Genomic DNA, 14429 nt, shown 5'->3' with positions numbered 1-14429 from the left:
GCACCGCGAGAGATCGCGGTGCCGCCCCGTCGTCGTCTCGCGGAGTCCACCGAAGCCTGGCCCCGTGCCGGCCACCCGCCGCCGCCGGCTGCGGGCCGGCAGCTCAGTTGAGGTACATCCCGGCCCAGGCTCCGTCGTAGCCGGTCGAGGCCATCGCCGTCTCGAAGTCGTCCCAGGCGATCTCCGGCGCTGAGAAGTGCTGCTCGAAGTACTCGACCGTCAGGTCGCCCTCCAGCCACTCGTGGCCGCAGCGGCAGCGGACGAAGACGTGCTGGCGGACGTTGAGGAGCAGCCAGTCGCGGCCCGCCTTGCACTCCTCGCAGAGGATGACGGTGCCACGGGGGTTCAGCTCGTCGTGGTGCGGGACCGCCCGGATCACGGGCTTGTCCGGCGAGAGCGTGGGGAAGTCGGGAATCGAGAGCTCAATATGATCGAGCGGCGGGAGGTCAGCCGGCTCGAGCGGGTCGTTGGAACCCTGGCCGTCGTGAGGTCTCGGCGAATCCGACAAGTACAACCCTTTCGTAGAGGTGCCGGGTGTAACCGGGCGCGGGTTGGATTTATTCCCGATGCGTCGGTTTGTTATCCAGCCGTGATGCGCCTGGGCGAGGCGATTCGTCACCGATTGTGGGCGACGGCCTGCAGCGTCCGACGCACTGACCGCCGAACTCGCCGAACCCGCGAGGACGAGGCCGACCGCGTCGGAGTAGGGGCTTCACCTGCGGGGTGCGCGGTTCCGGTCGGCCTGTTCGGCGCGCAGGACCTGGACGACGAGGGAGAAAGTCGCCGCGGGGAGTCGGGGTGAGCGTGCCTCTGCGGCGGCGGTGCGGCCGACCGACTCGGTGGAGACGGCAGCACCGCGCAGGAGGGCGGCGAGAACAGGTCCGGCGTTGAGCCAGATGTCGATGTTCGACCACATCTCCGCGTTGCGTTCCTCAACCGCGGCGGTGTGGCCGGGCTCGATCGGTGTCCCGTCCGCCCGGCTGTGGCGCTGCAGGGCGGGCTTCCACTCGTCGAGGATCCGGTTGGCGCCCTCGAAGGTGCCGGCCAGGGTGCGCAAGAAGTAGCCGGTCCGGTCGGCTTCCTGCCCGGGCGGCAGGAGCCGGTGGGCGGCGTGACCGTCCTGGAGGAGGGCGTCGGCATGGAGCAGGACCCGCTGGAGGTGGGCGAGCGCGGTGGCGTCGCGGCGGACCTTGCCGTCGCCGTAGATCTGCTCGTCCAGCGGCCAGCCGTCGTCGTCGCAGAGGCCGTCGGAGATCGAGTCCCAATGGTCGAGGGCCCGTTGGGCACTCTGGAGGGCTTCTTCCAGGACGGCCAGCCGGTGCCTGGCCTGGAGCCGGTCGTGGAGGGGCAGCAGGGTGCGCTCGATATCGGCTGCTGCGGTCGCCGGGTCTGCGGGGAGGGCGAGTTCGAGCTGTTCGCCGGCGACCACCTGCTGGGTGCAGGAGTGTCCGTCGGCCAGGGCGATCGAGCGGATCGCGTAGCCGTGCCCGATGGCGAGCTGCTCCTCGGTGACGAGCAGTCCGATTGGCCGCGCGGGGTCGGTGAGGACGGAGGCACTGCGGAAGTCGGCAGCCCTCAACGGGCCGAGGGCGAGCATCGAGACGATGTCGGCCATGTCCGCATCGAGGTGCTGGTGGTGCTCGGCCGTCCAGGTGCCGGGCAGGCGGGCGGCGAGGGCGGTGGCGTAGGAGGGGAGGTCCACGGTCCTGTTCTCGGTTGTCGGCTCGGGCGTGGGGGCGTCGTCGGTGCGGGTGAGCAGAAACGGTCGCGGGGCGGGCCCGGCGCGAGCAGTGCGCCGGGCCCGTCGGCGGTTCGGTGCGTCAGTTCTCGGCCGGGGCGGGGACAACGACGGTGTCGAGCAGGCCCTCGGCGTGGGCGAGGTGCTCGTGGACCTGAGCAGTGTCGGTGCCGGTGACCACCAGGTGCCCCAGGCGTGCGGTGCCGAGGTCGCCAGCCGGGGGCAGGAGGACCTGCTGGCCCGGCTCGCACTCCCACACGAGGCGCTCCAGCCAGGCGGGGTTGCCCAGTTCGGGGCGGGGGCGGGCGGTTCGGACGGTTCCGGAGGTGTCCGGGTAGAGGAAGCGGACGCCGGCGGCGCCCGAGCGGGTGGGGGTGAGGTCGGGTTCGCGGCCGAGGGCAATGTCGGCCGCCGCGGCGGCGAGGTCGATGCCGGTGGCGAGCCGTACCAGGTGCCCGATCAGGTCCCCGCCTAGGCGCCCGTTGACCTCGATCAGCCGGGGGCCGTCAGCGGTCAGGCGCATCTCGACGTGGCAGATGCCGGAGTTCATGCCGAGAGCGTCCAGGGCGGCCTCGGCGACCGGGCCGACCTGGGCGAGCAGCGGGTCGCCGGCGGCCACGACGTGGCCGACCTCCTCGAAGTGGGGTTCCGGTCCGAGCTCCTTCCGGGTGACGGCGACGGCGGTGGTGATGCCGTGCACCGTGACGCACTCGACCGAGATCTCGGGGCCGTCCAGGTACTCCTCGACGAGGATGCCACTGCCCTCCTCCCCCTGGTCCTCGGCCCGGCCGCTGGCGTAGGCGAACGCGCCCGACAGGCCGTCGGGGTGCTCCACCTTGATCACGCCGATGCTGCCCGCGTGGGAGGCCGGCTTGAGGACCACGGGATAGCCGATGCGGCGGGCCGCGCGGGCAGCGGTCACCAGGGAGGTGACCCGGATCGACTGGGCGGACGGCACCCCCTCCGACGCCCACACCGCCCGGGAAGCGGCCTTGTTGCGGCAGGCCGCGGCGGTGGCCGAGGACTGCCCGGGCACGCCGAGGTCGGCGGCGACGTGCGCGGCCGGGACCAGCGCGTACTCGTCCCATGTCACCACGCCCTTGATGGCGTGGCGCTCGGCGAGACGGGCAACCGCCCACCGCAGCTCCTCCAGGTCGCCCAGGTGGGCCACCTCGTGGTCCAGTACGTGATCCAGCTGCCAGCTCGGTTCGGTGGTGTTCACCAGGACCAGCGGGCTGCGCCCGGCGGCGGAGGCGAGACAATACGACCTATAGGCCCTATCCCCCGAGCCCAGGACCAAGAGCACCCCCTCGCCGGGGGCGGTGCTCGTCGGGGCGCTGGTGGCGATGGTCATGCTGGTCCTTCCGGTACGGGGCGGCGAGGCGGGCTGGTCGGCGGGCACGGTGGGTTTCACCAGCGGGCCGCCGTCGGCAGGTGCGGGGCGGCCTGGTCGCCGAGGCGCTGCGAGAGCTGCCGCAGCGCTTGTTCGATTGCGGGCTGGTGGCCCATCAGGTGGACGACGGTGCGCAGGATGCGCGGCCGGTAGCCGAGGCGGGCCTTCGCCAAGTGGTTGGCGCGGCCGGCGTCGATGAGGATCGCGCCCTGGTCGATCGCCCAGCGGGCGGACTCACACATAAGCCAGGTGTAGACGAGCGGGCCGTGGGGGTGCTCGTAGTCGAGGCCGGATGCCCAGAGGTAGAGGCAGCCGTCGTACAGCCAGCCGTAGATCCCACCGACGAATCGGCCTTCGTGGCGGGCGGTGAGCAGGACGGTGCCGGGCACGGCGACCAACTGCTCGAACATGTCGAGTCCGTACAACCTCGTTCCGTGGCGGTCGGCGGTGCCGACGGCCAGCGGCGCGAAGGCGGGCACGGCGTCGAGGATGTCGCGGGTGCCGGTGAGCGGGGCGAGGACGAGGCCGGCTTCGGTGCCGCGGTGCCAGCGGCGGCGGATGTCCCGGCGCTGGCGCGAGGGCATGCCCTGCCACCACTGGTCGAGGGTCGGCCCGAGCGTGCGGGTCCAGGCGACGTCGGTGGCCAGGTCCAGGACCGTTCCCACACCGGCGGCACGGGCGGCGGCGGTCAGCCGGTCGGCCTGGTCCTGGTCGAGTCCGGGGTGGACGAGGGCGCTGGCACCGAGCCGGGCGGCGAGGTCGAGGCCGGCCCGGGTGGTGGCGGAGGCCATCGCGGCGGTCGCGGTACCGGCGCCGCCGTACTCGGCGTGCGGGCTCCCGGCGTACAACACGCTTCCGCGCCAGATCGGCGGGACGCCGGTGTCGGTCTCCTGGCTCGTCCAGTACGGGGAGCCGTCGGCGTCGGTGAGGAAGTAGGAGACGGTCTCGGCTTCGCAGGTGGTGGGGTCGGTCAGGTGGAGGTGGTGGTGGTCCAGGATCCGCTCGGTGGTCAGCGTCGACCAGGCGCTCGCCCAGGCCCGGGTGAGGGAGGGGTGCGGTGCCCGTCGGGTGCCAGCCGGGGCGTCGTCGGGCTTCTCGTGCCAGCGGGCGGTGGCCTGGGGTACGTCGGCGCGGGGCAGGGTCATGCGGTGGCGATCTCCAAGGGGTTGGGGGGAAGGTCAGGCGGCCTCGGCCTGGTGGGCCTCGTCCTGGGCGGCGGGCTCGGCGGCCGACTGCTCGTAGGAGTGCCGATGTTGGTGGAGGCCGGCCAGGCAGAAGGCGGTGGCGACGGTGACGGCGACGGCACCGGCGAACAGCAAGGCCCGCACGCCCCCGGCGGGAACCACGGCAACCAGGAGGCCGGCCAGCGGCAGTGGGGCCAGGACCAGCAGGACGCAGACCGACAGCGTCGCGCCGAAGCGCCGGGCGGGGATCAGGCGGGCGCGAGCGGTGCGCAGGGCGACCGTCGCGGCGCCCTCGGCGGCCATCAGGGTGGCGACCGCCGAGGTGTAGGTGACCAGCGTCGGGGCGATGGCGGCACCGGCGGCAGCTGCGCAGGTGACGACGGAGGAGGCGAGGATCACGGGGAACAAGCCGTACCGGTCGATGGCCGGCTTCGCGGCGAGGACTGCCAGCAGGGAAGCGCCCGCCGCGACGCTCCACACCAGGCCGGTGGCGGCGGTGCTGTGGTGCAGGTCCCGGGTGACGGTGATCGGGGTGGAGACCTGCAGGAGGCCGGACAGCAGGTTCGCGGCGGCGAGCGTGGCGACCAGCCAGGCGAGGGCCGGGGTACCGAGCACTCCGTTCAGGCCACCGGCCAGGGCGTCGCGGGCCCGCTCGCGGCGGTGCTCGGCGACCAGCCGCAGGCGTACGCGCGGGGTGCGCATCACCAGCGCCATGGTGATGGTGACGGCGGACAGGATCGCCACGGTGGCCAGCAGGAGCGCCGGACCGGCGAGCAGCAGTGCGCCGCCGATCAGCGGACCCAGCAGGGCGGCGCTCTGGTCGATCGCGGTGAACCGCGACTGCACCCGGTGCGCCTGGGCCCCGGCTCGCCGGCTCGCCTCCGACCCGAGCGACTCGACCGCGAGGAAACTGCCCTCGGCCAGCATCCCGGCGACCACGCCGAAGCCGAGCACGATGGGCACGCCGAGCCCCAGGCTCATCCCCACCAGGGTGAGCAGGGCGGCCCCGCCGCGCACCAGGCTGGTCGCCAGGACCGCGGTCTGCGGGCTGTGCCGGTCGATCAGCGGGCCTCCGAGCACGATGGCCGCGAGCCTGGGCATCCACTCCAGCAGGAACGCCGCCCCGGTCCACATCACCGAGTGGGTGAGGGTGAGGACCAGCAGCGGCACGGCGTAGGTGATCACCGAACCCGCGAGGGCGTCGGTGCCGCGCAGCACGTAGCAGCGCAGCAGCCAGTCCCGGTCGCCCTGCGGTGCACGCCGCAGGGCGCGCTCGGCGCGGTCGCCGGGCTCCGTGAACGGGAAGACGGACATGCTGCTCCTGCTGGCTCGTCGGCTCGGTGGTACGCCCGCCGACGGAGCGTCGATCGCGTTCGTCGGCGGGCGGAGAGCCAGACTCCCGGCCGTCGGGCCCGACGCATCGCGCCGATCTTGTGGTATCGGCCGACCCCGCTGCGAGCCGCTCGTTCGACGGCACTGCGCCGTTTCCCGACCGGTTGTCAGTGCGGGGTGGCATCGTCGGCCGGGTGTCCATACCGCCGCGGACAGGAAGCATCTACTCGTTGAGCGATCCCCGGGATGGGACGATTCGCTACATCGGGCAGACCAGGCAGCCCTTGCCAAAGCGCAGGGAGCAGCACATCGACGACCCGACGAACCCCGCCATGGGCGTGTGGATCGGCATCCTGGTCGGACAAGGGCTCGAACCCGTCATCAGGCAGGTGGTTCGGGTGCCCGTCGACGATCTCGACCGGGTCGAGAAGGAACAGATCGCGCTCCACCACCGCAGGGGGCATCCTCTCCTCAACGGTGAGCACAGACGCCGAAATCTCAAGCCGCTGATGCGTAGCGAGCAGATGCTCGCCGGCGTGCGACCAGCTGCCGCGGCTGTCCATGACGAGTCGTCGCCGCCGGAATCGGAAGCGTCCGTCGCGAAGAAGGACGACCCGAGTAACCCCCTCGGCCTCGGGCCCGATGCCCTCGGCTGGTTCCAGCGCCGCGCCGAGCAGCACATCAGGCTACCTGCGGACCGGAGCCGGCTCGATGTGTTCCTCCTCGATGCCGGGTGGCTGCTGGGCTTGTGGCTAGCCATGACCCTCCACTCCTGCTTCCGAGGGGTGCGCATCCTCTACAGGCGCAGCAAGGCCCTCCGCTGGGCGGTGTTGCTGGCCCTGTACGCGACCTTCGTTCCCTTCGATCCGGGATTGCGCGCGTTCGTGCGCGACTACGGCACGTCGCGGCTGCCGATCGCCCGCGTGCAGAGCATGTGGCACACCTATTTCGAGCACTTCGCCCTGGGCATGCTCCGGGTCGTCGAGATCATGGTGGTGATCGGACTCGGCGGCTCCTTCCTTCTCTTCGCCGTGACGTACAGCGAGCAGATCAAGCTCGCACGCGCGGCCAAGGCCCGGAGAGCCAAAGCGAAGAGGGACAAGCTGAAGGCGGAAGCGGCTGCACGGTCGGGCCCCGGCAGACTGACTGCAGATCTGGACACCGCTCTGATCTACGGGATCCCCGCCTCGCCGACCAAGGCGGCCAGTGCGCTCCACTCTCCGGCGCCCAGCTGATCTTCTTCGGCGCACGAGGCGGGCTGACCGCGGGGGTGCCCATCCGGCACGATCCCGCGGGCAGCGGCATCTTCCGTGCCGGGGAGCAGTGCGAAACCGCAGTCGAGGACTTCGTGCCCTTGGGCATCGGGTTCAGCCCTTGTCGGGCGAGTCCGGTTCCTGCTGCTCCATCCGGCGTGAGACACCCGGTCAACGGTCAGGTATCCGCTTTGCGCACGTATCTCTCTTGGCTTGATCGGCTTTGAAGGCTGCTGGCGTTGGCCGGGACCGGGCCGCCGTCCGCAGAAGTCGCTGGCGGGGCCTGCCCGTTCGACTGGTCGCAGCACCGGTCTGTCCCTGCCGTCCGGCATGATTGGACGGCGCACTGCTCGTGCGCTCCACGGTCGGGCGATGATGGTGAGGAACGTGGTGGACCGGCTTCAACTGGCCAGCGGTGACTGGGAGATCCTCGACCGGATCGGCGACCCGGGCGGCTACGGCGAAGTCTTCGAGGCGCTCGCCTCGGACGGCACCCGCGTGGCCGTCAAGCTGATCCCGAAGGGCCCCGGCGTCGACCGGGAACCGGAGTTCGCTGAGCTGAGCGCCCGCAGCGTGGTGCCTGTGCTCGCGGTCGGCGAGACGGAGACCCACGTGGTCATCGTCATGCCGAAGGCCGAGAAGTCGCTCGCAGCCTTCCTGAAGGAACGCGGAGAGCCGCTTCCGGTGGCGGACGCCATCGCGATCTTGATGGATATCGCACAGTCCCTGTCCGACTTGGCCACCGCCGGCATAGTCCACCGCGACCTGAAACCGGCCAACGTCCTACTGCTCGACGACCGCTGGTGCCTGGCGGACTTCGGCATCTCCCGTTTCGCCGGCGCCGCCACCGCGAAGCTCACCTGGAAGGGCGGCGGCACCTCGGAGTACAAGGCTCCCGAGGTCTGGATGTACGAGCGGGCCACGTCCGCCAGCGACGTCTACTCATTCGGGGCCACCGCCTTCGAGGTGCTCTCCGGGAAGCCCCCGTTCCTGGGCCCGGACTTCCGGGAGCAGCACGTCGGCGAAGCCCCGCCGAACCTTCCCGGCCTGCCGCCTCTGCTGGCCTCGCTCATCGCGGGATGTCTTTCCAAGTCCCCGGAGGCGCGCCCCACGCCGGCCGAGATCCTGACGCGGTTGACCAAGGCGGCGGCCCCGGCTGCCTCCGGAGGTCTGGCGGCGCTCTCCGAGGCGAATCGGGAGCACGCCGTGCAACTTGCCGAGATCGGCCAGCAGGCGTCCCGCCGCGATGCTGCACAGGAGCGCTGGATGCGCCTGTTCGGCGACGCGGAGAACTCGCTTCTTCAGATTTCGGAGGAGTTCGCGCAGCAGCTCGCGGAGCACGCGCCGGACGGAAAGCTCACGCGGTTCGGCCCGGGTGAGTGGGTCTTCGAGCTAGGTGTGGTCAAGCTCGGGTTCTCCTCCCCTCGGGGGGCGATCTACGACTGGGGCACCGGGACGCCGCCGTTCGACGTCGTCGCCTATGCGACCGTCGTCCTGCGAGTACCCGACTACCACCCCGGCCCCCACCCGGCATTCGCGCGGCCGAACACTGTCAGCGCTCATGGCTACAAGGGCCGGAGCCATTCGCTCTGGTACTGCAACGCCCAGGCCACTGGGCGCTTCCGCTGGTTCGAGACCGCGTTCATGACCTCGCCGGATGTCGTGGTGCACCCGTCCGTCGAGCCGTTCGCCCTCACGCCGAACGCCGAGGCGCGCCGTGCATTCGAGACTGCGGAGGTACACCAGGTGGCCTGGCCGTTCACCCCGTTGGAGCCCGGGGACATCGGGCCCTTCATTGGCCAGTGGGCGACCTGGCTCGCGGAGGCCGCCCAGGGGAGGCTCACGTTTCCCGTCCAGCTGCCCGTGCCGCTGCCAGCAAGAGCTGGACGTAAAGATGCCGGCGGGTTCCGAGAGCAGTGAAGCCAGCACCGTAAGCCGCCCCGTCGACCGCGGCGGCACTCCGCTGGGCCGCTGGCACCTGGACACGCACGAGGTGGGCCGCGTTGGCGGCCTCAGTGCCGGGACCGCTCCGGGGCCGCTCCCCGCGCAGCTCTGCGGGAGGAGCGGCCCCGGGAGATTCAGCGCCGGCTGTTGCGGGTCTGACGCCCCTGTGCGGGTGCCGGAGCCGCCGGGCCTGCAGCCTTGGTGCGGACGCCGGGCTTCTCGAGGTTGGCCGAGGGCGCGGCCGACAGCTCAGCGATCCGGCGGACCCGCCAGACCATGACGGCGGTAACGGACTCCGCGGTGTCGAGTTCTCGGCGGTTCCTGGCCTTCTCCAAGAGCGCGGCCGGGTCGTAACCGGCCGCCTCCGCCTCCGCCAGGGTGGCCGCGAGCGCGTCCCAGTCGCTCCCGCAGTGCTCGCCGGTCCCGACTTCGGGCAGCTTCGCCCGGATCACCGCGTCCTGGCGCTCGCGAACCGGCGACGGCAGGGAGCGACCCCGTGCGGCCATAGCCGCCATCGGGCGGGCGGCCACCGTGGCGTACGCCGCCCGCAGCTGCTCGGCCGCCGTGCTCGCGGCGGCGGCCTGCTGAGCGTGTGAGCGCGCGGAGTGCCATCGGGCGGAGGCGATGGCCAGCAGGATCAGGGCCGACAGCAGCATGGCGGTCACGCCGCCATCCTCGCCCCGGTTCCCGGTGTAGCCGCTGCTAAGCATCTGACGGGCCGCTGCTCGCACGGCCCGGTTGTCGGCCCGCTCGGCGCGCACGTGGGACCGCGATGCCCGCTCGAATGCCCGTGCCGCCGCGATGAGTTGGGCCCTGGTGTCGGCCGGGGCACGGACGGCCAGGACGTCGATGATCTCGATCGCGCCGACCAGCTGCGCCGCCGCGTCTTCCTCGCTCCCTTCGTCGATGGTGTGGGTGGCGTCGTCGACCGCGGCGGCGGCGTCCCGGCGGGCACGGGCGGCCCTGGAACCGGGCACGCGGGCCGTGCCCGTGGCCGGGTCGCCCTGCTCGGTGGTGCTCGCTCCGCTGGCCCGGACGCCGCCGTCCAGCCGCTTGCGGATGCGCGGGAGGGAGAGGTCGGGGGCCAGCTTCGAGCCGGGGAAGTAGATCGGCGCGCCCGCCGCGTTGCGGTCGTCGGGGTCGGCAACCGAGTAGCCCAAGGTGTCGCCGGACGGTCCGATGCGCCGCTGCACCAGCAGGCCGGCGGCGGCGAGGCGGTCGAAGAACTCGGCTTCGGTCTGGCAGCCAGCGACGGCGCGGCGGACCTGGTCTCGCAGTTGGAGGCGCACGGGTTCCGGGCGGCCGAGCCGCTCGGCCTTGTGGGCTTCCGCGCTGGTCGGGCGCTTGGCGGCGGTCTTGTCGCCGGGGTTGAGCTGCTTGAGGCCGTAGTCCTTCTCGATCTGCCGGCACTCGTCCTGGGCGCGGTGGGCGTCGCCGTTGAGCCGGGCTTGGCGCCCGTCGCCGCGTACGACGGTGGCCATGATGTGGATGTGGCGCGGGTCGTGGCGGACCGCGATCCAGCGGCATCCGTCCGGGTCGTCGGGGTCAGCGATGCCGGCCGCGGCGACAACGCGGCGGGCGACCTCGGCCCACTCCTCGTCGGAGAGCAGGCGATCATCGGGGTCGGCGCTGACGGGGCAGTGCCAGACGTGCTTCTTGGGTCGCCGGGGCCCGAGCTGGTTGACCCGCAGGTCCAGGACCTGCTCCAACAGCTTCAGGCTGGCTGCGGGATCACGGCCCGGGTCGGGCGCGAACCCGTCGAAGGACGCCACCAAGTGCGGGTCGAAGTGTTCGTCGTGCTTGCCGGGGCCGTAGAGGTACGCCAACAGGCCGTACGTCTTGCTGCCACGGCTGATGTCAGGGACCAATTGGTCCACCGGCGACCAGCTGTGCGGCTGCGGCGTCGACCGCGGCGACCGCGGTACGGACGGCTCCGAGCGTCGGGGCAAGCTCTGTCGGCTGGACGTAGCCGGCGGCGTTGAGGCCGAAGACCATCTGGTTCAGGTTGTTGCCGACGCGGGCGAGCTGCGCGCGGGAGGCGGCGAGTTCGTCGATGGCGTGGTCGAGGCGGTCTTGGGGGTCGCGGTCGGCAGGTGTTCCGCGGGCGGCGCTGATGGCGCTGGTCGCGAGGAAGCGGCCGACGGTGACGGCGCGGGCAGCGGCGGCAGTGTCGATCTCGACTTTCTCGTCAGTGTTCAGACGCACGGTCAGCTTGCACGTGCGGCTCTGGGGGTCGCGGTGGCGGCGTCGCGGGCGGCGCGCGGGCGGCGCGTCGGCGGTTGGCTCAGCGGTCGACTCGGTGGCGTCGTTCAGCGGCTCGATCGTCTCTCCTCCTTCTCCCTCCCGGCACCGCCTGGTGCCGGGAGACCGAGGACGAGTCGAGCGCCCCCGCTCGACTCGTCCTCGGTCTCCCTCGCCCCTCCTGGGGGCGAGGGCAAGTGCCAAAGTCGGGCGTAAGCCCGGCTTTGGCGATAGCTTGCTGCGCCGTAGGGGCCAAGCTGTCAGGCACCGAACTGCGCTACCGGGAAAGCGATTTGGTCTTCTCAGGCGGCGGCGTCCTCCAGTTCGAGCTTGGCGTCGAGGAGAAGTCCGAGCCCGTAGTCCATGACCTCGACGGGGCCTTCCAGGACGACCTTGGGCCCGTGAGCGGTCCGGCGAACGAGCCAGCTTCCGTCGCTGGCGGCGGTGGCGGTGCGGACGAGGCGCTGGTCCAGGAGGAGGGTCATCAGGGCGTCCGGGGTGGTCTTCGGCGTGGTGCGGCGGGTCATTAGCGCTTCCTTGGAGCAGAGTTGGGCGTGGTGGGCCGCTGAGCGACGGGGTGCGGGGATTGCGCTGTGTCGGTTGCCGAGGCCGGCGGGGGTTTGGTGTCCTCGATCATCTGCAGCAACTTGCCCATGCGCTCGTTGCTGATGGAGTAGCCCTGCTCCCGGAGTCCGGCGGCCACGACCTCCCGGTTGGTGCGGCCGGCCCTCGCAGCGGCCTCCCTAGCGACGGGCACCAGCACCTCCAACTTCACCCGTGCCCGTCCGGTAGTCGGCACCGGACCGGACGAGCCCGACGCGGGGACCGGACCGGACGGACCCGGCACGGGGACCGGACCGGACGGACCCGGCACGGGGACCGGACCGGACGGACCCGGCACGGGGACCGGACCGGACGGACCCGGCACGGGGACCAGACCGGACGGACCCGGCACGGGGACCAGACCGGACGGACCCGGCACGGGGACCAGACCGGACGAGCCCGACGCGGGAGCCGGACCGGACGGACCCGGCACGGGGACCAGACCGGACGAGCCCGACGCGGGGACCGGACCGGACGGACCCGGCACGGGGACCGGACCGGACGGACCACTGATCAGCCCAAGGCGCGGTTGTTCGGCGAGGTCCTGGGCGTGATCCCGCTCCGGACCGTCGGGGCGGGTGCGGCGGAAGCGGGTGCGCCACCAGGACCGGACCGCGCCTGGCTCGTCGGTCCGCTCTGCGCGGGCCGACAGCGTCTCGCCGTCCTCGGCCTTCGAGGCCGCCGACTCGCTGTCCAACGTGGTGGGAGCGTGCCGCGAGATCATGATGTACAGGTGGGTCGCGCCGGCCAGACCCAGCGGCGCAAGCGTGCTCAGCGCCCCGACCGCGGCACTCTGCAGGTGGAAGGCACCGTGCGCGGGCCGCTGCTGGTTGAGGGTGATGGCGTGGAGAGCGTTCGCCCAGATCGAGACGCCGGTCGCCCCCGAGAAAAGGCTCCACGTGTAGAGGCGCGCTGTCCACTTCGCCTCGCGGAGCAGGACGAGAGCACGCACTCCATAGGCGATGAAGCCGTCCACGACCAGTGGAAACGCATAGGTCAGCGGCTCGCGGACCTGGATCGCCTCGGCCGTCTGCTGCAAGGCGTCGTAGGAGAGGCCGAAGCCGGCTGCGCCGAGGAGTCCGATTCCGGCGACGTCCCAGCGGGACATCTGTCGCGTGCGGGGCTCGCTCACGCCGCCACCGCCGTGGGCTCCGGGCTGAACGCGGCGGCGATGCGCTGCTCACGCCGCAGCAGGAAGGGCCGCTTCTCGAGCTGGGCGCGGGCCTCGCGCAGTCGGGTGAGTGCCCGCTTGCGGCCGATGCCGAGCACCGGTGCCCAGATCCGCAGGTCGAGGTCGAGGATGGCGGCGATCACGGAGACGCTGTGCCTCTCCTGCCGGGAGAGGTGGACAGGGCGGCCGTTGAGAGCGGCGACGACCCGCTCTTCTTCCCATCGGCCGACGGTGCTGAGTCGGTGCAACACGATCCGCTCGCTCTCGACGAGGCCGCCGCGGATCCCGTAGCGGTCGTTGGTCTCCAGTGCTTCGGTGAGGCACTCGTCGCTGACGGGGCAGCTTCCGCACACAGCCTTGGCGGCCTGGGTCTCCTCGGACTGGTCGGGCAGGGGGTAGAAGCGGTCAGGGGCCAGGGTGCCGGCGCAGGCGGCGCGCTGCACCCAGGTGAAGTCGCGGCGTCGGGTGGCGATCGAGGTGGTGCTAGACACTGGGTTGGGTCTCCGGGTGGGTCCGCGGCCGGGGAGCGCGGAGGTTCGGGGTGGGGCGGGCTGACGTGACCGGGGGTGGCCACGCCGGCCCGTCGATGGCTAGCGCGGGCGGGTGCCGGAGAGACGGGTTGCCGTCTCCGGGACTCTGGCGAGCGTTCTGATCCGCCGATCGACCGCCGGGCTCGTCCTGGAGTCTGCGGGCGCGCTCGGGCGGCTGGCCTGCAGCTGGGCCAGGGCCCGCAGGTAGCCGGGCGAGGCGTCCTCCCGGGTCTTGATCCTTGGTTCCTGCGCGGGCCCCTCGTTCCGACCGTCTCGGCGGGCTGTCCCTGTAGCCGCGGCGCCGTGGGCGCCCAGCACCCGGATGCTCCGCAGGATCGTTTCTCCCTTGGCCTGGTTGAGCTTCGCGACGAGCGCCGCGGCGAGGGTGCGAACGTGCGTCGCGTAGGCCGGGGACTCGGCGCGGACGTCCAGTCGCCCTGTCTGGTGGTCGAAGCCCACCGCGGTGACGTGGGCGGCGAGGTCTCCGACGGTGGCCGGCCAGAGGTCGAGCAGTCCGCCACCGGCCAGCGGAGCCTGCCAAGCGTGCTGGACCATCAGGTCGGACAGGGCCGCTCCCAGGCCCACGGGGTCGACCCGGCCGCGCCGGGGCACGGCCGCCCACCCGACGGCCTGGGCCTTCACCACGCTGTCGGGGCGCTTGGCCGCGTCAGCGCGGGCTCGGCGGAGGGCGAGTCGGGCGAGGTCGATCCCGGCGGCGGGCTGGTTGTGGCTCATCGTGCTGTTCCTGTTCGAAGGTGGCTGGTGGTGGCGCGGAGACGGAGCACGCGCTCGACGAGGTCGCGCCCGTAGATCTGCTCCGCCTGCTCCCGGCCGGCGATGGCCAGGGCGGAGGTGACCAGGGCAGGTCTGCCGCTGAGGTACTGGCGCCATGCCGTGGTGCGGGCTTCGCGGTGTTCCTCGCTGGTGGGCTGGTCGTCGAGGACGGCTAGTGCCGCATCAGGCAACGTTCGCCCCGTCGATGTGTCGTCCGGTTGCTGCGAAGGGCGGCACCGGGCGGTCAGAATGATCACGTGGCTGAA

At 72.1% G+C, this 14429-nt stretch carries 13 protein-coding genes and 1 pseudogene; 2 read left to right on the top strand and 12 right to left on the bottom strand.

The genetic code is table 11. The features are described from left to right. Positions 1-103: 103 nt before the first annotated feature. The 5 genes from ACFVHB_RS38830 to ACFVHB_RS38810 all read right to left on the bottom strand — a co-directional run bounded on the left by ACFVHB_RS38830 (position 104) and on the right by ACFVHB_RS38810 (position 5629). Complete coding sequence (locus ACFVHB_RS38830) at positions 104-508, bottom strand: hypothetical protein (protein WP_380332410.1); 405 nt, start codon at positions 506-508, stop codon at positions 104-106. A 204-nt stretch (positions 509-712) separates the two neighbouring features. Then, positions 713-1702: a hypothetical protein gene (locus ACFVHB_RS38825; protein ID WP_380332407.1), complete on the bottom strand. Its 990-nt coding sequence runs from the start codon at positions 1700-1702 to the stop codon at positions 713-715. 118 nt (positions 1703-1820) lie between these two features. Then, positions 1821-3092: an acetyl-CoA carboxylase biotin carboxylase subunit family protein gene (locus ACFVHB_RS38820; RefSeq protein WP_380332404.1), complete on the bottom strand. Its 1272-nt coding sequence runs from the start codon at positions 3090-3092 to the stop codon at positions 1821-1823. 56 nt (positions 3093-3148) lie between these two features. Further along, entirely contained in the window at positions 3149-4276 is a 1128-nt protein-coding gene (locus ACFVHB_RS38815; protein WP_380332401.1) for a GNAT family N-acetyltransferase, read from the bottom strand. A 33-nt stretch (positions 4277-4309) separates the two neighbouring features. Beyond that, positions 4310-5629 carry an MFS transporter gene (locus ACFVHB_RS38810; protein ID WP_380332398.1) on the bottom strand — a complete coding sequence of 440 codons (1320 nt, stop codon included), beginning with the start codon at positions 5627-5629 and terminating at the stop codon, positions 4310-4312. A gap of 248 nt (positions 5630-5877) precedes the next feature. Here ACFVHB_RS38810 and ACFVHB_RS38805 point away from each other — a divergent pair, with 248 nt between their 5' ends. Next, the gene (locus ACFVHB_RS38805) at positions 5878-6882 is read left to right on the top strand and encodes a hypothetical protein (protein WP_380332395.1); all 1005 of its coding nucleotides are present in this window, start codon (positions 5878-5880) and stop codon (positions 6880-6882) included. Between the two features lie 390 nt (positions 6883-7272). Then, complete coding sequence (locus ACFVHB_RS38800; RefSeq protein ID WP_380332392.1) at positions 7273-8820, top strand: serine/threonine-protein kinase; 1548 nt, start codon at positions 7273-7275, stop codon at positions 8818-8820. 158 nt (positions 8821-8978) lie between these two features. Here the strand turns inward: ACFVHB_RS38800 and ACFVHB_RS38795 are convergent, their stop codons facing one another. The 7 genes and pseudogenes from ACFVHB_RS38795 to ACFVHB_RS38765 form a co-directional block, all read right to left on the bottom strand. Beyond that, entirely contained in the window at positions 8979-10712 is a 1734-nt protein-coding gene (locus tag ACFVHB_RS38795) for a relaxase/mobilization nuclease domain-containing protein (protein WP_380332389.1), read from the bottom strand. Next, entirely contained in the window at positions 10702-11049 is a 348-nt protein-coding gene (locus ACFVHB_RS38790; protein ID WP_380332386.1) for a hypothetical protein, read from the bottom strand. The genes ACFVHB_RS38795 and ACFVHB_RS38790 overlap by 11 nt, the downstream gene beginning before the upstream one ends. Positions 11050-11387: 338 nt before the next feature. After that, entirely contained in the window at positions 11388-11612 is a 225-nt protein-coding gene (locus ACFVHB_RS38785) for a hypothetical protein (RefSeq protein WP_380332383.1), read from the bottom strand. Next, positions 11612-12820, bottom strand: a complete 1209-nt coding sequence (locus tag ACFVHB_RS38780; protein ID WP_380332380.1) for a DUF2637 domain-containing protein — start codon at positions 12818-12820, stop codon at positions 11612-11614. Before ACFVHB_RS38780 ends, ACFVHB_RS38785 begins: the two co-directional genes overlap by 1 nt. Then, the gene (locus ACFVHB_RS38775) at positions 12817-13350 is read right to left on the bottom strand and encodes a WhiB family transcriptional regulator (RefSeq protein ID WP_380332378.1); all 534 of its coding nucleotides are present in this window, start codon (positions 13348-13350) and stop codon (positions 12817-12819) included. Before ACFVHB_RS38775 ends, ACFVHB_RS38780 begins: the two co-directional genes overlap by 4 nt. Positions 13351-13449: 99 nt before the next feature. Further along, complete coding sequence (locus ACFVHB_RS38770; RefSeq protein WP_380332375.1) at positions 13450-14124, bottom strand: DciA family protein; 675 nt, start codon at positions 14122-14124, stop codon at positions 13450-13452. Then, a pseudogene (locus tag ACFVHB_RS38765) lies at positions 14121-14429 on the bottom strand (hypothetical protein); the annotation flags it as partial. The pseudogene ACFVHB_RS38765 and the gene ACFVHB_RS38770, both read right to left, overlap by 4 nt.

Source organism: Kitasatospora sp. NPDC127111 (assembly GCF_042677465.1).
GTDB lineage: Bacteria > Actinomycetota > Actinomycetes > Streptomycetales > Streptomycetaceae > Kitasatospora.
The sequence above is the reverse complement of the archived record's forward strand: the minus strand, read 5'-3'. Positions and strand labels throughout refer to the sequence as shown.

Excerpts from the sequence above, each read along its gene's own strand:
- ACFVHB_RS38820 (WP_380332404.1), bottom strand. The coding sequence starts at position 3,092 with ATGACCATCGCCACCAGCGCCCCGACGAGCACCGCCCCCGGCGAGGGG.
- ACFVHB_RS38800 (WP_380332392.1), top strand. The coding sequence starts at position 7,273 with ATGATGGTGAGGAACGTGGTGGACCGGCTTCAACTGGCCAGCGGTGAC.
- ACFVHB_RS38785 (WP_380332383.1), bottom strand. The coding sequence starts at position 11,612 with ATGACCCGCCGCACCACGCCGAAGACCACCCCGGACGCCCTGATGACC.
- ACFVHB_RS38815 (WP_380332401.1), bottom strand. The coding sequence starts at position 4,276 with ATGACCCTGCCCCGCGCCGACGTACCCCAGGCCACCGCCCGCTGGCAC.
- ACFVHB_RS38810 (WP_380332398.1), bottom strand. The coding sequence starts at position 5,629 with ATGTCCGTCTTCCCGTTCACGGAGCCCGGCGACCGCGCCGAGCGCGCC.
- ACFVHB_RS38770 (WP_380332375.1), bottom strand. The coding sequence starts at position 14,124 with ATGAGCCACAACCAGCCCGCCGCCGGGATCGACCTCGCCCGACTCGCC.